The 20,121-nt window shown below is 68.5% G+C and carries 24 protein-coding genes; 5 read left to right on the forward strand and 19 right to left on the reverse strand.

All coding sequences use genetic code 11. The features are described from left to right. Positions 1-122 precede the first annotated feature (122 nt). From NZK81_RS06495 to queC, 5 genes are all read left to right on the forward strand, one after another. Positions 123-1,313, forward strand: coding sequence for an aspartate aminotransferase family protein (locus NZK81_RS06495; protein ID WP_260045071.1), 1,191 nt, complete (start codon positions 123-125; stop codon positions 1,311-1,313). Next, positions 1,313-2,239: an ornithine carbamoyltransferase gene (gene argF, locus NZK81_RS06500; RefSeq protein ID WP_260045073.1), complete on the forward strand. Its 927-nt coding sequence runs from the start codon at positions 1,313-1,315 to the stop codon at positions 2,237-2,239. Before NZK81_RS06495 ends, argF begins: the two co-directional genes overlap by 1 nt. Continuing rightward, complete coding sequence (gene hslO, locus NZK81_RS06505; RefSeq protein ID WP_260045075.1) at positions 2,236-3,144, forward strand: Hsp33 family molecular chaperone HslO; 909 nt, start codon at positions 2,236-2,238, stop codon at positions 3,142-3,144. The genes argF and hslO overlap by 4 nt, the downstream gene beginning before the upstream one ends. A gap of 122 nt (positions 3,145-3,266) precedes the next feature. Continuing rightward, positions 3,267-3,644 (forward strand): hypothetical protein, encoded by a 378-nt coding sequence (locus NZK81_RS06510; RefSeq protein WP_260045077.1) that lies wholly within the window; start codon positions 3,267-3,269, stop codon positions 3,642-3,644. A 51-nt stretch (positions 3,645-3,695) separates the two neighbouring features. Continuing rightward, positions 3,696-4,391: a 7-cyano-7-deazaguanine synthase QueC gene (gene queC, locus NZK81_RS06515; protein WP_260045079.1), complete on the forward strand. Its 696-nt coding sequence runs from the start codon at positions 3,696-3,698 to the stop codon at positions 4,389-4,391. Positions 4,392-4,528: 137 nt separating this feature from the next. Here queC and NZK81_RS06520 read toward each other — a convergent pair whose 3' ends face one another. The 19 genes from NZK81_RS06520 to NZK81_RS06610 form a co-directional block, all read right to left on the reverse strand. Further along, positions 4,529-5,551: an OmpA family protein gene (locus tag NZK81_RS06520; RefSeq protein ID WP_260045081.1), complete on the reverse strand. Its 1,023-nt coding sequence runs from the start codon at positions 5,549-5,551 to the stop codon at positions 4,529-4,531. Positions 5,552-5,743: 192 nt separating this feature from the next. Continuing rightward, positions 5,744-6,202 carry a DUF2793 domain-containing protein gene (locus NZK81_RS06525; RefSeq protein ID WP_260045083.1) on the reverse strand — a complete coding sequence of 153 codons (459 nt, stop codon included), beginning with the start codon at positions 6,200-6,202 and terminating at the stop codon, positions 5,744-5,746. A gap of 25 nt (positions 6,203-6,227) precedes the next feature. Next, on the reverse strand, positions 6,228-8,423 hold the full coding sequence (locus NZK81_RS06530) for a phage tail protein (protein WP_260045086.1): 2,196 nt from the start codon (positions 8,421-8,423) through the stop codon (positions 6,228-6,230). Position 8,424: 1 nt separating this feature from the next. Further along, entirely contained in the window at positions 8,425-8,835 is a 411-nt protein-coding gene (locus tag NZK81_RS06535) for a hypothetical protein (RefSeq protein ID WP_260045088.1), read from the reverse strand. Beyond that, on the reverse strand, positions 8,832-9,656 hold the full coding sequence (locus NZK81_RS06540; protein ID WP_260045089.1) for a DUF2163 domain-containing protein: 825 nt from the start codon (positions 9,654-9,656) through the stop codon (positions 8,832-8,834). Before NZK81_RS06540 ends, NZK81_RS06535 begins: the two co-directional genes overlap by 4 nt. Further along, positions 9,653-11,986 (reverse strand): DUF2460 domain-containing protein, encoded by a 2,334-nt coding sequence (locus NZK81_RS06545; protein ID WP_260045092.1) that lies wholly within the window; start codon positions 11,984-11,986, stop codon positions 9,653-9,655. Before NZK81_RS06545 ends, NZK81_RS06540 begins: the two co-directional genes overlap by 4 nt. A gap of 32 nt (positions 11,987-12,018) precedes the next feature. Further along, entirely contained in the window at positions 12,019-12,585 is a 567-nt protein-coding gene (locus tag NZK81_RS06550) for a tail tape measure protein (RefSeq protein WP_260045094.1), read from the reverse strand. Next, entirely contained in the window at positions 12,575-12,778 is a 204-nt protein-coding gene (locus NZK81_RS06555) for a phage tail assembly chaperone (protein ID WP_260045096.1), read from the reverse strand. Before NZK81_RS06555 ends, NZK81_RS06550 begins: the two co-directional genes overlap by 11 nt. After that, the gene (locus tag NZK81_RS06560) at positions 12,775-13,086 is read right to left on the reverse strand and encodes a gene transfer agent family protein (RefSeq protein ID WP_260045099.1); all 312 of its coding nucleotides are present in this window, start codon (positions 13,084-13,086) and stop codon (positions 12,775-12,777) included. The genes NZK81_RS06555 and NZK81_RS06560 overlap by 4 nt, the downstream gene beginning before the upstream one ends. Then, positions 13,083-13,490 (reverse strand): phage major tail protein, TP901-1 family, encoded by a 408-nt coding sequence (locus tag NZK81_RS06565; RefSeq protein ID WP_260045102.1) that lies wholly within the window; start codon positions 13,488-13,490, stop codon positions 13,083-13,085. The genes NZK81_RS06560 and NZK81_RS06565 overlap by 4 nt, the downstream gene beginning before the upstream one ends. Positions 13,491-13,611: 121 nt before the next feature. Further along, positions 13,612-14,001 carry a DUF3168 domain-containing protein gene (locus NZK81_RS06570; RefSeq protein WP_260045104.1) on the reverse strand — a complete coding sequence of 130 codons (390 nt, stop codon included), beginning with the start codon at positions 13,999-14,001 and terminating at the stop codon, positions 13,612-13,614. A gap of 3 nt (positions 14,002-14,004) precedes the next feature. Then, positions 14,005-14,181, reverse strand: coding sequence for a hypothetical protein (locus tag NZK81_RS06575; RefSeq protein ID WP_260045105.1), 177 nt, complete (start codon positions 14,179-14,181; stop codon positions 14,005-14,007). Then, positions 14,178-14,720 carry a head-tail connector protein gene (locus NZK81_RS06580; RefSeq protein ID WP_260045107.1) on the reverse strand — a complete coding sequence of 181 codons (543 nt, stop codon included), beginning with the start codon at positions 14,718-14,720 and terminating at the stop codon, positions 14,178-14,180. The genes NZK81_RS06575 and NZK81_RS06580 overlap by 4 nt, the downstream gene beginning before the upstream one ends. A gap of 79 nt (positions 14,721-14,799) precedes the next feature. Continuing rightward, positions 14,800-15,936 carry a phage major capsid protein gene (locus NZK81_RS06585; RefSeq protein ID WP_419181657.1) on the reverse strand — a complete coding sequence of 379 codons (1,137 nt, stop codon included), beginning with the start codon at positions 15,934-15,936 and terminating at the stop codon, positions 14,800-14,802. A gap of 124 nt (positions 15,937-16,060) precedes the next feature. After that, positions 16,061-16,483 carry an HK97 family phage prohead protease gene (locus NZK81_RS06590; protein ID WP_260045337.1) on the reverse strand — a complete coding sequence of 141 codons (423 nt, stop codon included), beginning with the start codon at positions 16,481-16,483 and terminating at the stop codon, positions 16,061-16,063. A gap of 2 nt (positions 16,484-16,485) precedes the next feature. Continuing rightward, positions 16,486-16,794 (reverse strand): DUF6127 family protein, encoded by a 309-nt coding sequence (locus tag NZK81_RS06595; protein ID WP_260045111.1) that lies wholly within the window; start codon positions 16,792-16,794, stop codon positions 16,486-16,488. Next, a complete protein-coding gene (locus NZK81_RS06600; protein WP_260045113.1) occupies positions 16,791-17,948 on the reverse strand; it encodes a phage portal protein in 1,158 nt (385 codons plus the stop codon). Before NZK81_RS06600 ends, NZK81_RS06595 begins: the two co-directional genes overlap by 4 nt. Before the next feature lie 162 nt (positions 17,949-18,110). Further along, a complete protein-coding gene (locus NZK81_RS06605; protein WP_260045339.1) occupies positions 18,111-19,406 on the reverse strand; it encodes a DNA-packaging protein in 1,296 nt (431 codons plus the stop codon). A gap of 182 nt (positions 19,407-19,588) precedes the next feature. After that, a complete protein-coding gene (locus NZK81_RS06610; protein ID WP_260045115.1) occupies positions 19,589-20,059 on the reverse strand; it encodes a hypothetical protein in 471 nt (156 codons plus the stop codon). Between the last annotated feature and the right edge of the window lie 62 nt (positions 20,060-20,121).

Raw genomic sequence — 20,121 nt, forward strand, 5'->3', positions numbered from 1 at the left:
TCGTTTGACCGGGGCGCTGCAACATCATAAAAGCGCGCAAATGGCGGTCCGGGAAGGGCCGCCATTTGTCGTTTGCGTATAGAGATTTTCGTTTCACTGATTCGTTTCAAGGAATACCGACCATGTCGATCACACCGCTGATGCCCGTGTACCCCCGGTGCGGCGTTCGGCCCGTTCGCGGCGAACACTGTCACCTGATCAGCGACGACGGCCGTCGATTCCTCGACTTCGCGAGCGGTATCGCCGTCAACGCACTCGGCCATTCGCATCCGGGCCTTATCGGCGCGATCCAGAAGCAGGCCGAAACGCTGATGCACGTCTCGAATCTCTACGGCAGCCCGCAGGGCGAGGCGATCGCCCGGCGGCTGGTCGACCTGACCTTCGCGGATACCGTGTTCTTCACCAATTCGGGCGCCGAAGCGGTGGAGTGCGCGATCAAGACGGCGCGCGCCTATCACCAGTCTGCCGGCGACGAAGAGAAGTACGAACTGATCACGTTCAGCAACGCCTTCCACGGGCGCACGATGGCAACGATCAGCGCTTCGAATCAGGAGAAGATGCACAAGGGCTTCATGCCGCTGCTGCCCGGCTTCAAGTACGTCGAGTTCGACGATCTGGAAGCGGCCAAGGCCGCAATCGGCCCCAACACGGCTGGCTTCATGGTCGAGCCAATCCAGGGCGAAGGCGGCATCCGCGTTGCTTCGGATGAGTTTCTGCAGGGGCTGCGCGCGCTGTGCGACGAGCATGACCTGATGCTGATTCTCGACGAGGTGCAGAGCGGCGTCGGCCGCGCCGGAACTTTCTATGCCTATGAGCAATACGGGATCGAGCCCGACATCATGGCGACGGCGAAGGGTATCGGCGGCGGCTTCCCGGTCGGCGCATGCCTTGCCACCGAAAAGGCGGCGCGCGGCATGACTTTCGGCACCCATGGCTCGACTTACGGCGGCAATCCCTTTGCCATGGCCGCGATCGGCGCGATTCTCGACGTCATCCCCGACGAGACCTTCCTCGCCGAGGTGCGCGCCAAGGGCGACCGGCTCATGTCGCGCATCGGGCAGTTCATCGGCAATTACCCCGATCTGTTCGAGGACGTGCACGGTCGCGGGCTGTTTATCGGCATCAAGCTCAAGGTCGAGCCGCGTCCCTTCGTGGCTCACATGCGCGACAATCATCAGGTCCTTACCGTATCCGCGGGCGACAATGTCGTGCGCGTCCTGCCGCCGCTGGTGATCGACGACAGTCACATCGACGAGTTCATGGAAAAGCTTTCGGCGGCAGCGGCAAGCTACCAGCTCGAGGAGGCCGGCTGATGGCACGCGATTTCCTGAATCTTTCCGATGCGGGTGGCGATGTCGTTGCCGCGATGATCAACGACGCGATCGACCGCAAGGCGGCGCGCAAGTCCTGGCCCAAGGCCCGGCCGGACGCCGATGCGCCGCTGACCGGTCATGTGCTGGCGATGATCTTCGAGAAGAACTCCACGCGTACCCGCGTGTCGTTCGACATGGCGATGCGCCAGCTCGGTGGCTCCGCGCTCATCATGGAAGCGGGCAGCACGCAGCTCGGACGTGGTGAAACCGTCGCGGATACCGCGCGCGTGCTCAGCCGCATGGTCGATGCGATCATGATCCGGACCGACGATCACGCCAAGATCGAGGAACTGGCGCACTACGCCGACGTGCCTGTGATCAACGGCCTGACCGACCTTTCGCACCCCTGCCAGATCGTGGCGGACCTGCTGACGGTGGTGGAGCACGGCTTTGCCCTGCCGGGCCTGCAGCTGGCCTGGCTCGGCGATGGCAACAACGTCGCCAACTCGCTGATCGAGGCGGCCGGACTGATGAAGTTCACGATCCGCCTCGCCGTTCCGGCTGGCTATGAGCCCGATCGCGATTTCGTCGAACGGGCGCGTGCGGCGGGCGGGGAAGTGATTCTCACGCAGGACCCGCGCGAGGCGGCGGCTGGGGCGCAAGTGGTCGTGACCGATACCTGGGTTTCCATGGGCCAGGAAGGCGGCGAGCAGCGCATTGCCGCGCTGGAGCCGTATCAGGTCAATGCCGGGCTGATGGCCGCGGCAGCGCCGGGCGCGAAGTTCCTGCATTGCCTGCCCGCGCACCGCAACGAGGAAGTGACCGACGACGTCATCGACGGTCCGCAGTCGGTGGTCTGGGACGAGGCAGAGAACCGTCTTCACGCACAGAAGTCGGTTCTGCTCTGGGCGCTGGGCAAGCTGTGAGCGAGGACTACCTCCTGCGCACGACCGACACCGGTTTCGACCGCGTGCTCGCTTTCTCCGTGCCTGCGCGCCATGCGCGCGGCCGGATCGTGCGGCTTGGGCCGGTACTCGAGACGGTGCTTTCCGCGCATGACTATCCGCCGCTGATCAAGCACCTGCTGGCCGAGGCCCTGGTACTGACGGCACTGATGGGTTCGCTGTTGAAGGAAGAGGGATCGCAGCTGACGATCCAGGCTCAGTCGGAAGACGCGCCGGTCGACTTGCTCGTTTGCGATTATCGTGACGGGGAAGTGCGCGGCTACGTGCGCCACGATGATGCCGCGGTCGCCGCGCTGGGGGACGATCCGTCGCTCGACGCGCTGTTCGGCAAGGGATACCTTGCGATAACCTTCGACCTCGCGGTGACCAAGGAGCGCTATCAGGGCGTGGTGCCGCTGGAAGGGGCATCGCTGGCCCATGCCTGCGAAAGCTACTTCGCGCGATCCGAGCAGATTCCCTCGCTCATCCGCGTCGCGGTGCGTTCGAACGGTCCGCGCTGCACGGCCGGCGGCATGCTCGTCCAGCACCTGCCGGAGGGCGAGGAAGGCAAGGCCAGGCTGCATGTCGGCGAGGATCATCCGGACTGGGAACATGTCTCGATCCTGGCGGGCAGCGTACAGCGCGAAGAACTTGTCGATCCCGTGCTCACGCTCGAACAGCTGGTCTGGCGCCTGTTCAACGAAGAGAAGGAAGTGCGCGTCGAGCCTCTGGTCCTGCTCCAGCGGGGATGCCGGTGCACGGTCGAGTACTATCAGTCGATTCTTTCGCGTTTTCCCGAAGAGGAACGTGCGGATATGCGTGACGATGACGGGATGATCCCCGTCGACTGCGCCTTTTGTTCGAAAGTGCTTCGAATCCCCGTTTAAGCGCTGCTTCATCCGCGATGTGCTTGAATTGGGCGATCCGGTTACCAATACATGGAAGTGCGTATTCGGAACGGCCGGTATCGCGCTTTTGGGGAACGAAGTTGAGAATTCGGCATGCAGTTTTGGCGATTGCGGTCCTGGGGGCCGTTGCGGTTCCGGCCTATGGCCAGAAGCCCGAACTCGGCATGCTCGATCAGCTCGATCACGGCGAGTGGGTGCTGCGCGAGCGGGGTGATGGCGGAACCACGCATCGTCTTTGCGTGGACAACGGCCGCAAGCTGATCCAGCTCAGGCATCCCGGCCTTGCCTGCAACCGTGTCGTCGTGGTGGATGCGCCGAACCAGGTGACCGTGCAGTATACGTGTCGGGGCCGGGGCTATGGGCGTACCCATATCCGTCGGGAAACCAACGACCTCATTCAGATCGACAGCCAGGGCATCGTTGACGGGCTGCCCTTCTCGTTCGCGGCGGAAGGGCGCAGGGTCGGCGACTGTCGCTGATGCGGCAAGAGGCAGTTGTCAGCGCGGCGCTGGCGGCGTAGCGCATTCTCCATGCAGAAATCTACATCGTCCCAAGCAAGGCAGGCCGTCGTGCTGCTGTCCGGCGGCCTCGATTCGATGGTTTCGGCCGGTCTCGCACGTGAGGCGGGCTTTGCCATCAATGCGCTCACGATCGACTACAACCAGCGCCACCGGCGAGAGATCGAGGCGGCCGGAACGATCGCCCGGCATCTGGGCGCGCTGCGGCACATCGTGCTCCCGCTCGATCTGCGGCAGTTTGGCGGCTCGGCGCTCACCGACGACATCGCTGTTCCCAAGGACGGCGTGGGGCCGGACATTCCGGTGACCTACGTGCCCGCCCGCAATCTCGTGTTCCTGTCGCTGACCTTGGCCTGGGCCGAGGCGCTGGGCGCGAGCGACATTTTCATCGGGGTCAATGCCCTCGACTATTCGGGCTATCCCGATTGCCGTCCTGAATTCATCTCGGCCTTCGAGAACATCGCCGAACTGGCGACCAAGGCCGGGGATCAGGGCCAGCGCATCACCATTCACGCGCCGTTGCAGTACCTCGGCAAGGCCGACATCGCGCGCGAGGCGGATCGCCTGGGCCTCGACGCCGGCATGAGCTGGTCCTGCTACGATCCGCAACCCGACGGGCGGGCCTGCGGCCTGTGCGACAGCTGCCGGCTGCGCAAGGCCGGTTTCGCGGAAGCCGGACTGATCGACCCCACGCCCTACGCGGCCTGAAGCGCCGGGGCTTTCGCCCGGCACCGTGAAGGTGCGCGGCAGGGCTGCACGCGCTTCGCTACCTACTTTTACCGAGAGACAAAAGAAAAGGGGCCCGGATTTCTCCGGGCCCCCAATCTTTACCGTTGCCGGTTCGCTTACATGCCCGAGCCCGGACCGTAAGTGATTTCGACGCGGCGGTTCTGCAGTTCGCGCACACCGTCGGCGGTGGGAACGCGCGGGTTCGCTTCACCGAACGCTTCGCTCGAGATCGCGCCGTCGGGGATCCCGTGACCGGTCAGGTAAGCGCGGACCGAGTCGTTGCGGCGAGCCGACAGGCCGAGGTTGTACTTCACCGTGCCCGAACGGTCGGTGTAGCCAGCCAGCATGATCGGAACGCTGTCGCAGTTGCCATACGCGGTGATCGCGCTGTCAAGAACGGTCGCGGCCTCCGGCGTGATGTCCGACTTATCCCAGTCGAAGAACACGATGTAGGGCCCCTTGTTGCAGACCACCGGCGGCGGCGGCGGCGGGGGCGGCGGGGGAGGCGGCGGCGGGGGAGGCGGCGGCGGCGGCGGGGGCGGCGGCGGAGCAGCCGGTTCGCCGAAGTTGTACGTCAGCGTACCCATCAGCGAGTGCGAGCGCCAGCGCGTGCTCAGGCTTTCGCCCGTCGGCGCGACCAGGTCGACATTGTCGACATTCATGAAGCGGTACTTGAGGCCCGCATCCCAGCGGTCGGTGAGCGGAGCGCGCACACCGGCGATCGCCTGCCATGCGAAGCCGCTGTCGGAATCGTCGAGAGCGGTCGATTCGACGCGACCGACGCCGACGCCGCCACCGACGAAGCCCTGAATGCCGTCATCGGGACCGAAATCGAGCAGGCCGTTGACCATGAACGACAGGTTGCTGCCCTTGCCGCCGGCGTACTTGATGTCTGCTTCGCGATAGCTCGCTTCGGTTTCCAGACGGAAAGGACCGAAGTCGTAGCCAACGACGGCACCGCCATCGAAGCCCTTGCGGAATTCGGTCGTGTCGACGACAGAGCCGTCAACCTTGACGTCGGCATCTTCGACAATCATGCCGCCGAAATCGAGTTCGACATACCAAGCGTCGTCTCGTGCGAAAGCGGGCGTAGCAATGGCTGTAGAAGCCAGCGCCAACCCTATGACGAGTTTCCTCATACGTTTCCCCTAATAATAGAGATATGGAGCCACCGAGTGCATCGGGTGTCTAACTCCTCCGCCAACGGGGTGCAAGCGCACAATGACAGCGACTGTTGCAAGAATGTCGCGTTTTCGTGGGGTTGGGTGCTTGTTTTGACTTGGAAAGACAAGTCGACATTGCCCAAAACACCCCCGTTCATTGCGTGCCCATCATACTGACGGAAAGATACCCAGGCCCCGAAGGGCCATGATCAGATCACCGATCACGGCTCGGGCCTCACTATCAACGGTCGTTCCTCCGATTGGTTCCGAGAGCGATGGCGCTTTTCTCCACGTGCCCAGAAACACCCGGTCCTGGGCCGATGACAGATCGAGTACGCGCAGGCCGTCGCGTGGCGGGATGAAGATCCAGTTTCCCGCCTGGCGGGAGGCCAGTGCCCCTTCATGGCCCGCCCACTCGCCGGTGGCACCGGCGGCCACGAGCCAGTTCTGCCCGTCGGCCGGGGAAGCGGGTGGCGAGGCGGCTTCGCTTTCGATGCTGCAGTGAAGCAAGGCATCCGCGAGGGCGAAGGCCTCGTTCACGAAAGTCTCTTTCTGCGCCTGCCCGGAATAGAGCAGCGGCAGGGCGAATCGCGGGCTGACGCTTGCGAACGTCACGGGATCGGTCATGGAAGTCTCCGGTTTTGAAGGCTTGTCAGGGGAGAGTGCAAAGCAGCAGGGGGGCGGAAAGGCTGTGGGTTCCCTGTTGGCGCACGCGCAGGGCCGTGCCCGGAGCGGTGGCCGAGAGGTCCGAAATTACTTGCGCGGGAATTTCGAGGAGAGGACCGGCGGTGGACCACATCGCGACCGGCGCATCGATGGGACCGAGCGTCACGAGATAGGTTTCGGCCTGTTCGACGAGAGGCATGTCCACGCCGTCCTGCCATTGCCAACCGCCGCGTGCACGGCGTGTCCAGGACAGGCGCCATGTTCCGTCGGCCAGCGTGGCGCAGCGCGGATGGACCGGGGCGAGCGGGCGCAGGGTCACGCCGTCGAGCAGCACGGGTGCCGCGACCGGATCGCTGTCGCCGCGGCCGATCGCGACGACCTGGCGGGCGGGTTCTCTGCCGAGGATGGCGGGATTCAGCGCGACAGGCCGCGCATCCAGCAGGACGAAGGCTTCCCCGGTGCCATGCGTGGCGATCGCCGGCTCCGTGCCGCCCCGTCCGCGCAGGAGGCCTTCCAGTCGCCAGTTTCCGCTCCCGAGCGAGGTCGCCTGCGCGAATTGCAGGATTTCCTCGCCGACGAGAGCCAGATTCGCACCGAAGGCGAGTTGCCGCGTATCGGCCGGGACGAGCTGCATGGCCGGATCGACAAGCGATACGAGGAGTTGCGAGCTGCGGTCGAACAGCAGCGGGCTGGCTGGCGACAGCACCGATGCCGCCGTGCCGATCACGCTGCGTGTCCGGCCGCTCGGACCAAGCGGCAGCAGCGCGCCGTCGCCGCGATCGGCATAGAGCGCGGCACCGCTCCAGTGGGCGCTGGTGCTCGCAACGGCGGCGAAGGGGCGGGGCGCATCGGCTGGCGTACCGGCGGCATCGAGCGGGAGTTCGAAGGCGACAAGGGCGCTCGTGCCCGTCGGATCGTCCGCCGGCGGATTGGCTCGGCCGGGATCGGCGGCGAGGTCGGGCGTGGTATCGGCTCCGGTCGGAAGCATGCGTTCCAGCGACAGTTCCACCCCGCTCTCGCACCATTCCCAGTCGAGGACGCGCCAGTGCCCGGCCACAGCGGGCAGCGTGACGATCGTGCCGGGCGCGACTGCCGGATCGAGTTCGCAGCTTCGCCAGGACATGCGTTCGCGCGCCCAGTCGATGCGGCGCGCGGTCTTCTCGATCAGGGCTCTGGCCGTGGCGGAATCGAGCGCGGCGGGCAGTTCGATCGTGTCCGCGCCGCCCGGGGCTGACCGACCGGAGGCGTGCTGCAGGCTGGGCTGGTAGTCGCGGCCGGTATCGTAATAGCGCAAGGTCGAAGGCGGCCGTTCGGGAGGCGGGGCGCGATGTCGGGTAAAGCCCGACACGGTGCCGAACGCATCGTCGCCGGTCGCCACCGCTGGCTCGGGCAAGGCGATGGTGTCCCCCTGCAGCCGTTCGCGCGCGATCACCAGCGTCTCGGCGCCGGCATCCGCCTGGAGCGGGACGACCTGGCCGAGCGCCTGCAGGCTTTCGAACAGCGGACCATCGCAGGTCCACCCGGCGATGCCCTGGAGGGCAACACCGGCGTCGACGTCTTCCAGGAGATCGCCGATCACGTCCTCGAGGCCGAAGCCCTCGTCGGCGATCACTTCGAAAGTGAGGGCGGGGATGCGGTTGAAGTAGTCCGCCAGGTCGAGATCCTCGAACACGACGTAGGCCAGGTCGCGACAGGCCGGGCAGCTGGCTTCGCCCTCGGCGGAGAGCATCAGCGGATCGGCGGCCTGATCGCCCTCGCCAGTGTGGATTCTCAGGGTGCCGCCCACCTTGAGGTCGCCCGCCTCGCCGCGCAGCAGCTTGCCGTCGGCCCAGATGCGGCCAAGCCCCGAGATCGGCCGGCTGGCGAGCGCGACCGCGAAGCTGGCGGTGTAACTGTAGGCCGTCATGGATGGCGCGCCCTTGCCGCCGCCGCGCGTCTCGCTGTGTTCGACGAGGTCGGCGGCCCAGATGATCGCGCCCGCGACGCGCATGCGGCCGAAATGGCGCGGCAGCAGCTGGCCGTAGCTGGAGGTGGAGACCGCCAGTTCGGTGAGGCGCGGTCCCCGGCGACTGGAGGTGCCGAAAAGCGCGGTGTCGAACTGGCGGCCGAACAGCGACCCGATGGCGCCGCCGATCGGGCCACCCAGGTACGTGCCCACCGCATTGAAGACGATCGTTGCCATGTCAGTTCCTTGGTGAATGCGCGCGCCAGTGGCCGAGGAGGGGCCAGTCGCCGGGGATCGGCCCCTCGACGACGCGGCGCAGGCCTGCGTGGGCGTGGACCATGCGGTCGGGCGCGGTCGCGATGGCGAGGTGGTGCTGGTAGGGCGCCGGCCGCATCAGCAGGACGTGCCCCGCCTCGACCGGCGCCCCGGTTTCCCGCAACCCCGCCTGCGCCGCGAGCCCGGCTGGTAGGGACAGGTCGCGGCAGCGCAGGGCATAGCCGTTGGGAAGGCGCACGGGCGTTCCGCAAGCCGCACAGGCGGCTTCGAGCACGCCGACGCAGTCCAGCCCGGTTCCCGGATCGCGCCCGTGCAGGCGAAAAGGCGTGCCCACCAGTGCCCGCGCGGCGCGCGCCAGTTCGGGCCCGGTCATGACGTGGGGGCGGGGTAGCGCGTAAGCAGGTCGTTGCCGGGCAGGAAGGGCTCGCCCCGGAAATTGACGGCATTGCCGAACCGGGCGGAGCAGGTGCCCAGCGTATGATCGCAGCCCTCGCGCAGCAGGGCGCGGGTGCCGGCGGGGATGCCTGCGTCGAGCGGCGCGTCGAGGACGAGGCCGCTCGCGCCGTCGCCGGCCATCACGCCCATCGCGATCCCGGCTTGTGGTCCGCCGAGCCAGCGCAAGGTACCGCCAGCGTAGAGCGCCGGGTCGGGGCCCCCGGCGAACAGGGCGGAGTTCGCGGTCGTGTCCAGCGAGGACAGCGCGACCTCGCGGGTATGGGCAGCCGGATTGAGATTGCATCCCGGCCCGCAAAAGGGCGCACGACAGGTCGGGCTGGTGCGCGGGACCGGATCGCGCTGCAGCTCGGCCTTGCGTGAGACGAGGTCGGCGGAAAAGCGGCCGTCTTCCTCGGCGACGGTGCCGATGGTGCCGGCGTAGAGTACGTGGCTCTGCAGGGTGTCCCAGTCCACCAGGCCGATGCGCACCTGCGCGCCGTCGAAGCGGCCGGCGGCCAGGTCCTCGCTTGCGATGGAGTCATGCGTCAGCGCTCCGTTCGCTTCGGCGCTGTCCGGCTCGAAGTCTGCGGACTTGCGGATGGAGGAGGGCACCATGCCCGGCGAGGCTCGGTGCAGCACGCCGTCGAACCACAAGTCGCGGTCGTGCGTGGTGAAGCCCAGTGTCACCCCGTCGCGGCGCAATACGCGCCAGAACGTGGCAATGGATTCCAGGTCGTTCGCGAACCAGACCCTGCTCATGACGCTTCCCGGATCTCGACCACGGGCACGCTCGGGGCCTCGCCGGCGGCAAAGGCGGCCCCGGACACTTCGAGCTGGTCCTCGGCAAAGCGCACCGGCACATCGAACAGGAACCCCGCGCGCACCACCGCGCCCGCGGCGGGCGGCGTGTCGAACGCGATCGTGCCGAGATCGCCCGGCGCCCAGTTCCCCGCCTGCATCGCGCCGTCGATGGAAACGAGCAGGGTCGCGACGTCCGGCCGGGTGATCCGGCGGATCTGCGCCGCATTGTCCTCGCCGTATGTCTTTACCAGCGCGAATTCGGTCCTGAGGCCGTCGCCGCTGCCCAGCACCTGATCGAGCGGGGTGGGGCCGCCGGTCATGCCGTTCGAGCTGTGGTCCAAAGGATCGCGTAGCCGGAACCCGCGCGCCGGGCCGCGCCGGGCGCGGTAGAAGGCGATCAGCGTGCCCAGTTCCGCCTCCGATCGCACGCCCGGCCCGACATCGAAGCGCAGCCGCGCGTTGGACCACAGGCTGTTGCGCCGTTCGAACCCGGATGCGGTGACCGCGACGCTGGTCGAGAATTCGGGAATCACGGTCGCGTCCCGCCCCAGGGCCAGGGGATAGGCGATATCGTCGAAGGCCTGCATGGCATCGATTCCTGCGTTGGCGTGGGAAGGGAGGCGGACATATCCATCGCGCGCGATCTGCGGCAGCGCCCAGACCACCACTTCATGCGGGGCGCGGGCCAGTGCCTCGTCGATGCCGGCATCGATGCGCCGCCATTCGTCGCTGTTGACCGGATCGAGCACGAACCCGGCGAGGTAGTCCTGCTCTTCGGGCGGATAACCGAGCCGTTCGTTCACTTCGGCATAGGCCTTGCGGCGCAGGCCGTCGGCCCCGGCGGTTAGCCAGTCGTAGTCCTCCACCTGCAGCCGGTCGAACGCGGGGGAGGCCCAGCCCGTCGGCAGGTTCGCGCGCTTGAGTTCGGGCATGTCGGCGGCCAGCAGCGTGGGTGTGAAGACCAGCGCCAGCGCCTCGACCGGTTCCGGCGCGGCAGCAGCGCGGACCGCATCCACCAGATCGGCGGTCGATTGCGCGAGCACTGCGCCCGCCGCGTCGAGCAGGTCTGTCTGCGCCGTATCGAGCGGTGCGCGCATGTCGGGGATGGCGGGCGGAGCGCCCCCGAAGGCAAGCGTTGCGGCTTCGTCGTAGAGGCAGATGCGCCCGTCGGGGAAGGTCCACCACCACGGCTCGCCGACCTGGAAGCGGACCGGCGCCCCGGCATCGGCCATCAGTTCGGCGAAGGCTGTTGCCACCGATTGCAGCCAGGTCATGGCCTGCGCACTGGCGGGGGAAAGCAGCGTGGAAGGCGGGGCCCATCCGGTCAGCGCCGGATGGCCCAGCCCGTCGCGCTGCTTCCAGTTTTCCGGGCAGTGCTGGTCCAGCAGTTCGTAGGACAGCGAGGCGACGGGGCTGAACCCCATGGCCACGCATTCCGCGAAGAAGGCGCGGTGCCACGCACGGGTTGGGGTATTGAGCGGATCGGCACCCTGCCCGGCCAGATAGGCGCCGGAATCGGCCGTGAGCCGGAAGTAATGACTCATGCCCACATAGTGCACCACCGACCCGCGATAGCCGAGCTGGCGGGTGTTGCGCAGCAGCCGGGCCGGTGTCTGCACGCCTTCGTCGTCGTAGCCGGTGGCGAGAGCGAGGCCGTGCGGGGGCACCAGCAGGTCGCCGATCTCCAGCATGGCGCGGGCGCCGTCGGTGGCAATCCCGCTCATTTCGATCCAGCCTTCCACCTCTGCAGGCAGCGGATCGCCGCTGCCGTCGTAGCCGGGCGGGGCGAAGGAGATGAACATGCGGTCGATGTCGCCGGGCCAGATGGCCTCGCCGGGCAAGGAAAAGCCGGCCTGCAGATCGGAAAAGTTCAGCGTGAGCGCCGCGTCCTCGCCCGTCCCCTGCGCATAGTTCCAGAGCCGCACGTACCAAGTGCGCGCCGCGCCGTGTTCATCGCGCCCCTCGATGGTCAGCGTCGGGCCGTAAACGGCATCGAGCGGAAGCACGCCGCCCGATCGCCAGCGAAAGCGGAACGAGGTGCGGGCGTAGTTGCGGTCGGTCCTGTATGCGAGCAGCGGGTGGTCGAGCCGGTCCTCGCTGGACCAGATCAACCCGCCCAGATCGCCCTTGCGCAGGAAGGACGCATCCACGCGCAGCGAGGCCGGCCCGGTCGAAACGACCGTTGCCACCATCGGGCGGGGGAAGTTCACGGTCCAGAAGCGCGGATCGAAACGCGTGATCCAGTCGCTGGCCTGACCCTGGCGCTTGCTTGCGAGCCAGAATGCCATGGGAATACCTTTTGGTTGAGGGGGCGATGCCTTCAGCCCGAGGTCAGCGCGCGGCGTACCGCGCTGGCTACCTGCCGCGTGGAGCGCCGGAGCGACTGCGGCGTGCTGCTGGTGCGCGGCGCCGTGACGTTGATCGCCACCCGCACGTCGCGGCTGACGGGAGCCGTGCCGGCCTCGACACGCCCTGCGGAGGTGGGCACGAACAGTTCCGGTCCGCGCTCGCCCACTATATAGCCGCGCCCTGGCGAAACATTGCCGCCGGTCGCGCGGCCGGGCAGGCCGAGCACGCTGGAAAACAGCCCGGCGAAATCGAACAGTCCGCCGCCCGGCGTGCTGCCGCCAATGGCCGAAACCAGCGTCTGCGCGGCCTGTGCGGCGATTTCGTCCAGCGTGGAAAGGGCCACGCGTTTGAGATCGTCGAAGCCCAGGCTGCCGCTGCGGATCGCGCTGGCGAGACCTTTCTCCAGCGCGTTGCCCGCCTTGGTGAAGCCGGAGACGAGATCGCCGTCCACCGCGCCGCGCATCGCGGCGATGTCGCGCGCGAAGCCTTCGGTGCTGGCGCGGACGTCCACCAGCAGACTGTCGATTTCATCGGTCATGATCGTGCTCCATCAACCGTTGCAGGGTTTCGCGGTCGAGCCCGGATGGCGCCGCGCCGGGCGTCAGCAGGCCAAGCGCGGCGGCCAGTTCGGCAGGCGTTGCCGCCCAGAACTCGTGCGGGCGCCAGTGCAGCGAGCGGGCCGCGAGCGCGCAAAGCGTCAGCGCGGCCGGGGCGAAGCGCGCCTCGCTCACCCCGTGCCTTTCAGGATCTGCGAGAGCAGCATGCGCAGCGGCGCGGCGCAGGCGGCCAGGCCTTGCGCCATGACCGCCGCGCCCACCGCCTCGCGCGAAACGGCATGGGGATCGGCAAGGCAGTGCCAGAACAGCGCGGCCATCTCGCCGAGGCGCAGTTCGCCCGCGCCCGCCCGCTCGACCAGCGCGAAGAGCGGCCCCAGTTCCTCCTCCGCCGCCGTCAGCGCCGAGAAGCTGGGGCGCAGGACATGGGCCGCGCCTTCGACCACCAGAGTGGCTTCGCCGCGCAGCGGGTTAGGACGGGTCATGCCGCCACCACGGCGCCGGAGCTTTCGAGCTGGAGCGTGTAATTGCGCTCCCCGTTGAAATCGCCCGCATAGTCCAGCCGCTGGACAAGGAACTGGCCATGCAGCTTCTCGCCGTCCTCGAAACTCAGTTCGTAGGCGTCGATCGTCCCGGCCAGGGCATTGGCGCGGATCTGCGCTTCGGCGGCGCTGCCGAGGAAGATCCCCGCCGCGCTCACCGAAACCGCGCGCACGCCCGCGCCCGAAAGCAGCTCGCGCCAGCCGCCGCTGTCCTTGCTGGTGACGACGACCGTCTCGCCCGTCACCGACATCTGCGTGGTCCGCAGCCCGGCGACGGTCTGGTAGGCGGCGGGCGAACCGCCATCGGAAATCTTGAGGAGGAAGGCACTGCCTTTCTGGGCGGTCATGACGGGCTCCTTGGAAATGGGCTTTTACGAGGGGGCTTCGACAAGCTCAGCCTGAGCGGGAACAGGACGCGGGAACATCAACCCCGCTCATCCTGAGCCCGTCGAAGGATGGTTCGCCGCTTCACACCGCCATCAGGCGGAAGCGGTATTCGAGCAGGATCGCGCGGCGGCTTTCGCCGCGCTGTTCCACGCGGGCGCGCAGGAACTGCACGGTGGCCACGGCAAAGCCCGCCTGCGCGCGCGGCAGGCTCTCGATCCGGGCCTCGATGGCCGAAACCAGTGCGGCAGCGGCGTCGGGGGTATCGCCCCGGCACTGCAGTTCGAGCGCCACGCGCACTTCGCGGCCGGCCGAGGTCTTGCAGCTCCAGTCGGCGCTGGCGCTGGCGGAGATCGCGAGCCAGGGCAGGCTGGTGCGCGAGGGTGCTTCCTCGGCGATCGCGTTGAGCTGGCCGGAGAGCGTGGCGTCGGCCGCCAGCCAGCCGAGCAGGGCGGCGCGCAGGGCGATTTCCATGGGCTAACCTTTCGTGAAGAGCGGCCAGAGCAGGCCCGCCCGGCGCCAGCGGGTTTCGTCGTTCCGCGCAGCCAGAGCGCGGGTTTGCAGATGCGCGTTTGCGAGCGTGCGGGCGTGTTGTATCAGCCGCGCGGCGAGGGCGCCGAAATCCGCCGAGGCCTCTATCAGGCCGCCGCTCATGTCAGATGCACCCGCCGCCACGGCCGCCACAGCGCTGCGACCGAGGCGGGCGGCAGCGGTGCCGCGCCCGCGCTTTCACGCTCGCGGTGCTGATGCGCGGCAAGGCGGATCAGCCCGTGGCGCAGCGCTTGGGGCAATGCGTCCCAGTTCGCCGCCAGCCCGGCCGTGAAGCGCACGGCAACGCGGGCATTGCCGCCGGGCAGGCGGATACGCCCGGTGCCATCGGCCTGCAGATCGATGGCATAAGCAACGGCATCGAGTGCGGTGCGGGTGCCGTCAGGCGCGATGGTTTCGGCGGTGCTGATCGCCTGTACCGGGCGCGTGCCGAGCGTGTGCCAGCCCGCCGTGGCGGGGAGCACTTCCTCGCATTCGGCCTCCAGCGGCATCTGCCCGGTAAAACCCTCGCACACGTCGAGCGTGGCGGCGAGCAGCGAAAGCAGCGGTGCGTCGTCCGCCGTGGTGGTGATCCCGAGCCATTGCTTGAGTTCGGCCAGCGCCGTGCCGGGCAGCACCGGCGGGGTAAGGATGACCCGGTTCATGGGCGTCTCCGATGAAGGATGAAAGAAGTGCGCCCGCGTCGCCGAGGGGAAGGGCAACGGCGCGGGCGCAATCGCAGCGTCAGGCCGCGATTTTCAGCAGCTTGATTGCATCCGAATCGAGCACCTGCCCGCCGATCCGCTTGGTAGCGTAGAAGTGGACGAAGGGCTTGTTGGTGAAGGGATCGCGCAGGATCGCGGTCGCGCTGCGTTCGGCGATCAGGTAGCCGGCGCGGAAGTTGCCGAAGGCGATCGGGCACTGCCCGGCGGCGATGTCCGGCATGTCCTCGGCCTCGACCACCGGATAGCCGAGCAGGCGGTCCGGCTGGCCGTCCGTCAGGCCCGGTTGCCACAGGAAGGCGCCGTCGGTGGTCTTGAGCTTGCGCACTTCGGCCAGCGTCGCCGAGTTCATCACCCAGCTCGCACCCTGCCGGTGCCCGGCTTTCAGCGCATGGACAAGGTCGATCAGCACCAGTTCGATCACGTTGCCGAGGCCGGCCGCATTGCCGGAGGCCAGATACTGCAGCGTGCCGAAGGCGCGGGCGGCATCGTCCTCGGCGGTGTTCGCGGCGGCAAGGAAACCCTTGGGCTGGTTCGTGCCGTTGCCGTTCACGAAAGCCGCGCCTTCGGCCCGCGCGAATTCCATCGCGATCTCGTCCGCCAGCCAGGACTGCACATCGAACAGGGCATCGTCGAGCATCGCCTGGCTTGCCGCCGGGTTGGCGTAGAGTTCGCCCGAGGGCGGGGCGATCTCGCTGAAGGACGGGGTGGCGGTTTCGGGGCGCCCGGCCGTCTCGCTCACCCAGCCCGATGCGGTGCCGCCGGTGGTGATGAGCTTGCGGTATCCGGCGCTGCCGGTCTGCACCACCTGGGCGATCGCGCGGATCGGGCTGATGCTTTTGAGCCGCGCGGCGATCAGCGCGTCGATTTCCTGCGGCACGGCATAGCCGCCCTCGGCAGGCACGGCGCCGTTCAGGGACTTCAGCTCGGTCTCGCGGCCCCGGCGCAAGTAGCCTTCGACGAAGCCTTTCACTTCGAGGCTGGGCACGGCGCTGCCGTCGAGCGCGGGGCGGGCGGCGGCGCGGCTGACGCGGTCGAGGCGGGCCTTCACGTCGTCGACGTCGCCGCGCAGCGCCTCGACTGCCTGCTCGGTGGCGTCCTGCCGGGTGACGAGATCGAACGAGGCGTCGAGCGGCTGGGTAGGGGTATCCATGGGCATAGACCTTTCGTGTGGGAAGAGGAGAAATCCTCCCCCGTCGGGGGAGAGGGACCGCCCGCGAAGCGGGTGGTGGAGCGGAGTCTCGGCACGGCGCGAGGCTGCGTGAGGCGGAGAATCCCCTCCGTCAGCCCTGCGGGCTGCCACCTCCCCGAAACGGGGAGGACAGGAGGTGCACCCGGGCGCCGTGCTGCATCGGGTGAGTGACGAGACTGACTTCGAACAGATCGACCGCGATCAGCTCGCGCCCCTCGGCCGTGCGCAGACTGTCCCGCGCGCGGTAGCCGAACGAGAGGCCGCTCACGTCGCCGCGCGTCAGGGCCAGGCCCGCCGCGCCTTCGGGATTGTCGACAGAGGCGATCACCCTGAGGCCGCGTTCGTCCTCGGCCACGGTTTCCACCCAGCCCACGCGCAAGTCCGCGCGGTGCTGCCAGAACAGCGGCAGCGGATCGCGGCGCTCGGCTAGCGTGCGGGCGAAGGCGCCGGGCCGGATCACGTCGCGCCCGGCATCGCGCTGGCCGAACAGGGCGGCGTACCCGGCGAAGCGCAGGTTCACCGCAACAGTTCCGTCGCGCCCAGCCGTACGGCGAGGCCCAGCAGCAGCAGCGCCAGCAGCGCGCGCACGATCCAGCCGATCGCGGCGGCCTGCGCGCTCGCCTTGGCATCGCGCCAGGCCTGCAGCAGCTCGCGCAGTTCGGAGAGGTCCTGATGCGCGGTCTCGTCGTCGAGGCCGATGCGTTCGAGCGTGCGCGCCGCGCCCAGTTCGCTCGCTTCCTCGACGATCGCGCGCAGCGTGACGAGATCGCCGCTCTCGCCCATCGCCTGGGCCAGAAGCCCGGCGAGCATATCATCAGTGTTCATGAAATGTTCCCTTCGTTTTTCGCGGGAAGGCCGAGCAGAGCGCGCTTTTCCTGCGGATCGAGGAAGTCCGCCGCGCTCACTTGCGCCCAGAGCCGCTCGCGGTCCTCGGCGAGCGCGGGCACGCGGTCGAGGTCGATGGCAAGCGCGGCATCGGGAAACCACGGGGCCAGTCCCTCGCCCAACGCGGCGAAGATCTTCGCGGCCAGCGGCAGCAGCGTGAGCCGCCAGAGCGCGCGGTTGGCCTCGCGGTAATTGGCGTAAGTCGAATCGCCCGGCAGGCCGAGCAGCATCGGCGGCACCCCGAAGGCGAGCGCGATGTCGCGCGCGGCAGCGGCTTTGAGCGTGGCGAAGTCCATGTCCGCCGGGGTCAGCGCCATGGCCTGCCATTTCAGCCCACCTTCCAGCAGCATCGGCCGTCCCGCATTGCCCGAGCCTGCAAAGGCGCTCGTCAGTTCCTCGCGCAGCCGGTCGAACTGGTCGCTGGTGAGGCCGTTGCCGTCCCCGGTTTCGTAAACCAGCGCGCCGGAGGGCCGCGCCGCGTTTTCGAGGAGCTGGCGGTTCCAGTTCGCGGCGGCGTTGTGGGTGGCGACGGCCTGATCGGCGGCGGCGAGACACCCCGCGCCATAGTGATCGTCCGCCGGGTGGAAATGGCGGATGTGAATCAGATGGGGCGAGGCGTCCTCGTCCAGCAGCGGGATCGAGAGGCGCCGCCCGGCCACGTCATAGGCATAGGCGGCGGGCCAGCCGTCCTCGCCCGCGATCACCGAGACCCGCTCGGGCCGGAGGGCGAACAATTCGGCGGGGCGCCCGCGTGCGTCTTTCAGCACCTGCACATAGGCATTGCCGTGCAGCAGCAGATGCGCGGCGAGCGTTTCCAGCAGCGATTGCCCGGCGCTGGTTTCGGTGACGAGCGCGGTGAGCGCCGCGTCCGCTGGCTTCAGGGGCGCGCCGCCGATTCCTTCGGCCACCAGCCGCACCGCGCGCTGCGCCACCGGGTTCTCCAGATAGGCGCGGCGCACGGCGGTGTTGTAATCGAACGGCGCCCGCCCGCCTCCGCTATCGGCGAAGAACCAGGGCGAAGCCGGTCCGCGCGCCAGCGGCACACGGGCACTCGCGCCCTTGAAGGCGGCGAGGAGCGATTGGATGAAGGACATGGGGTTCCTTTCGTGTTCAGTCCTCCCCGGCACGGGGAGGGGGACCGCCGGGACGGCGGTGGAGGGGATTCTCGCCCCGGCGCAGCGTCGCGAGAGGACGCGAATCCCCTCCGTCACGCCCTTCGTGCGCGCCACCTCCCCGAACCGGGGAGGACAGGGGGCTTACGTCATGCGAATCTTCGGCTCGGCGCTCCGGCCCAGCATCAGCTCGCTCAAGGCCCAGACCAGGGCATCGGCCCGGTCCGGCGAGCGGCCCGGGCCCTGATAGGCCCCGCCCGCCACCAGCCCGCACAGCTCGTCCTCCAGCGCGGGAAAGGTCCCGGCGTGGCGCACGCGCCCGGTCTCGTAGAGCGCGGCGACGGGTTCGGCGCGGGCCGCCTTGCCCCGGCTGGCGTGGACCAGCTTGAGCGGCAGGGCCAGTTCGGCGGCGCGCAGCACGCTTGCCACCATGGCTCCGCCCTGATTGGCCTCCGCCACCACTTTGTCCGCGTGCCACAGCCCGGCGGCGCGGGCGGCGGCGCGGGCCCAGCGTTCGGGGCTGGCCCGCTCCACCGAGGCATCGGCGAGGATGTGGGCAGAGCCGTCCTCGGCCCGTCCGGCGACCACGATCCCGCAGGCATCGCCATGGCTCGACGCGGGCGGATCGACGGCGACGACCACGCGCACGAGTTCGGGCGCTTCGGTCTCGCGGCATTGCTCGATCAGTGTGCGGGTCCACAGCGCGCCTTCCACGTCCTCCAGCAATTCGCCGTCGAGTTCCTGACGGCCCAGCAGCGACTGGCCGAACTGGCGGCGGATATCGCGCAGGAAGCGTTCGGGCAGGTTCGCGGTATTGTCCTCGGTCCGGCCGCGGGTCAGGGCCAGATCGTCTCCGGCCTCCTCCAGCAGGCGCCGCAGCAGCGGCACCGCGCGCGGCGTGGTGGTGGCCATCATGCGGGGCCGTTCGCCCAGCCGCAGGCCGAACAGCAAGTTGTCCCAGGCGCGGGCGGCCCGCTGCGAGGCATTGTCCCACTTGGCGATCTCGTCGCACCAGGCGTGGCTGTGCTGGGGGCCGCGCAGCGATTCCGGCTCGCCCGCCGAATAGAGCAGCGCCTGCGCGCCATTGGGCCAGACCACCCGGCGCAGGCTGGGCTCGTAAAGAGGCCGGTGCCGCAGCGGGCAGACGGCGAGCAATCCGCTTTCCCCCTCCACCATCACTGCGCGCACTTCGGGCAGTGATGCGCCAACCAGCGCGATGCGCGCGTCCGGATCGGCATCGGCCACCGCGCGGACCCATTCGGCCCCGGCGCGCGTCTTGCCGAAACCGCGCCCGGCCATGACCAGCCATGTGCGCCAGTCCCCTTCGGGCGCAAGCTGTTCGGGGCGGGCCCAGAGCTTCCAGTGGGTCCGCACTTCCTGCTGCTGTTCCGCCGTCAGCTTGCCGAGACCGGCGAGCAGCTCCGCGCGTGGCAGGCCCATCAGATAGGTCAGGCGTTCGGAGAGGTTCAGTTCGGCGAGGAGCCGGCTGAGCTTGGAAAGCCCCTCCCCTTCAGGGGAGGGGTTGGGGTGGGGCCCCTCGGTTGGCACTGTGCCTGGCGGAGAGCCCCCACCCCTCGATCCCCTCCCCTGAAGGGGACGGGAGGATGCAGTGCTATCCGGCATTATCCGTCCTGCTCCGGCGTGGGTCTGGGCGCGGAGAGGGCCTTGAGGCTGCGTTCGCGCATCTTGTCGATCTGGGCGTCGATCGCCGCCAGGATCGCTTCGGAATTGCGGTTCTCGTAGATCGCGCGCTGGCGGGCTGCCGTTTCGCGGTGGGCGGCGAGCAGGCGCAGGGCGGTGGCATTGTCGAACACGCGCGTGCCGCGTTTGGCGCCGGGCGCGGGCTTGATCTCGCCTTCGCGCAGGCGCTGGAGCAGGCTCATTTCCAGATGGTCGTAGCCCTCGCACAAGGCTTCCTGCCATTCGCGGTAGAATTCGGGATCGGCGCGGCGCAGGGCATAGGCGGTGGATGTGCTGGTCCCGGCCTTGCGTGCGGCGGCCGAGACGTTGGACGTGGCCGCCAGTTCGGCAAGGAACGGCTTGCGCCACTGGCGCTGCGACAGGCGTGCCGGGGCCTGACTCTGCTTGGCCATGGGGATCTCCATGAGACGGGGTTCAGGGCAACGTCCTCCCCGGAACGGGGAGGGGGACCGCC

It is taken from the genome of Novosphingobium mangrovisedimenti (genome assembly GCF_025153475.1).
Lineage (GTDB): Bacteria > Pseudomonadota > Alphaproteobacteria > Sphingomonadales > Sphingomonadaceae > Novosphingobium > Novosphingobium mangrovi_A.

What these genes read in the sequence shown, in the direction of transcription:
- queC (WP_260045079.1), top strand. Translation starts at nt 3,696, where the DNA reads ATGCAGAAATCTACATCGTCCCAAGCAAGGCAGGCCGTCGTGCTGCTG.
- NZK81_RS06605 (WP_260045339.1), bottom strand. Translation starts at nt 19,406, where the DNA reads ATGGGCCTGCCACGCGCGGAGCTGCTCGCCGGTCTCGGCAAGCTGACG.
- NZK81_RS06580 (WP_260045107.1), bottom strand. Translation starts at nt 14,720, where the DNA reads ATGAACCGGGTCATCCTTACCCCGCCGGTGCTGCCCGGCACGGCGCTG.
- NZK81_RS06535 (WP_260045088.1), bottom strand. Translation starts at nt 8,835, where the DNA reads ATGACCGGGCCCGAACTGGCGCGCGCCGCGCGGGCACTGGTGGGCACG.
- NZK81_RS06575 (WP_260045105.1), bottom strand. Translation starts at nt 14,181, where the DNA reads ATGAGCGGCGGCCTGATAGAGGCCTCGGCGGATTTCGGCGCCCTCGCC.
- NZK81_RS06495 (WP_260045071.1), top strand. Translation starts at nt 123, where the DNA reads ATGTCGATCACACCGCTGATGCCCGTGTACCCCCGGTGCGGCGTTCGG.
- NZK81_RS06585 (WP_419181657.1), bottom strand. Translation starts at nt 15,936, where the DNA reads ATGCCCATGGATACCCCTACCCAGCCGCTCGACGCCTCGTTCGATCTC.
- NZK81_RS06540 (WP_260045089.1), bottom strand. Translation starts at nt 9,656, where the DNA reads ATGAGCAGGGTCTGGTTCGCGAACGACCTGGAATCCATTGCCACGTTC.
- argF (WP_260045073.1), top strand. Translation starts at nt 1,313, where the DNA reads ATGGCACGCGATTTCCTGAATCTTTCCGATGCGGGTGGCGATGTCGTT.
- NZK81_RS06525 (WP_260045083.1), bottom strand. Translation starts at nt 6,202, where the DNA reads ATGACCGATCCCGTGACGTTCGCAAGCGTCAGCCCGCGATTCGCCCTG.
- NZK81_RS06565 (WP_260045102.1), bottom strand. Translation starts at nt 13,490, where the DNA reads ATGACCGCCCAGAAAGGCAGTGCCTTCCTCCTCAAGATTTCCGATGGC.
- NZK81_RS06570 (WP_260045104.1), bottom strand. Translation starts at nt 14,001, where the DNA reads ATGGAAATCGCCCTGCGCGCCGCCCTGCTCGGCTGGCTGGCGGCCGAC.
- NZK81_RS06550 (WP_260045094.1), bottom strand. Translation starts at nt 12,585, where the DNA reads ATGACCGATGAAATCGACAGTCTGCTGGTGGACGTCCGCGCCAGCACC.
- NZK81_RS06530 (WP_260045086.1), bottom strand. Translation starts at nt 8,423, where the DNA reads ATGGCAACGATCGTCTTCAATGCGGTGGGCACGTACCTGGGTGGCCCG.
- NZK81_RS06560 (WP_260045099.1), bottom strand. Translation starts at nt 13,086, where the DNA reads ATGACCCGTCCTAACCCGCTGCGCGGCGAAGCCACTCTGGTGGTCGAA.
- NZK81_RS06545 (WP_260045092.1), bottom strand. Translation starts at nt 11,986, where the DNA reads ATGGCATTCTGGCTCGCAAGCAAGCGCCAGGGTCAGGCCAGCGACTGG.
- NZK81_RS06600 (WP_260045113.1), bottom strand. Translation starts at nt 17,948, where the DNA reads ATGTCCTTCATCCAATCGCTCCTCGCCGCCTTCAAGGGCGCGAGTGCC.
- NZK81_RS06520 (WP_260045081.1), bottom strand. Translation starts at nt 5,551, where the DNA reads ATGAGGAAACTCGTCATAGGGTTGGCGCTGGCTTCTACAGCCATTGCT.
- NZK81_RS06595 (WP_260045111.1), bottom strand. Translation starts at nt 16,794, where the DNA reads ATGAACACTGATGATATGCTCGCCGGGCTTCTGGCCCAGGCGATGGGC.
- NZK81_RS06610 (WP_260045115.1), bottom strand. Translation starts at nt 20,059, where the DNA reads ATGGCCAAGCAGAGTCAGGCCCCGGCACGCCTGTCGCAGCGCCAGTGG.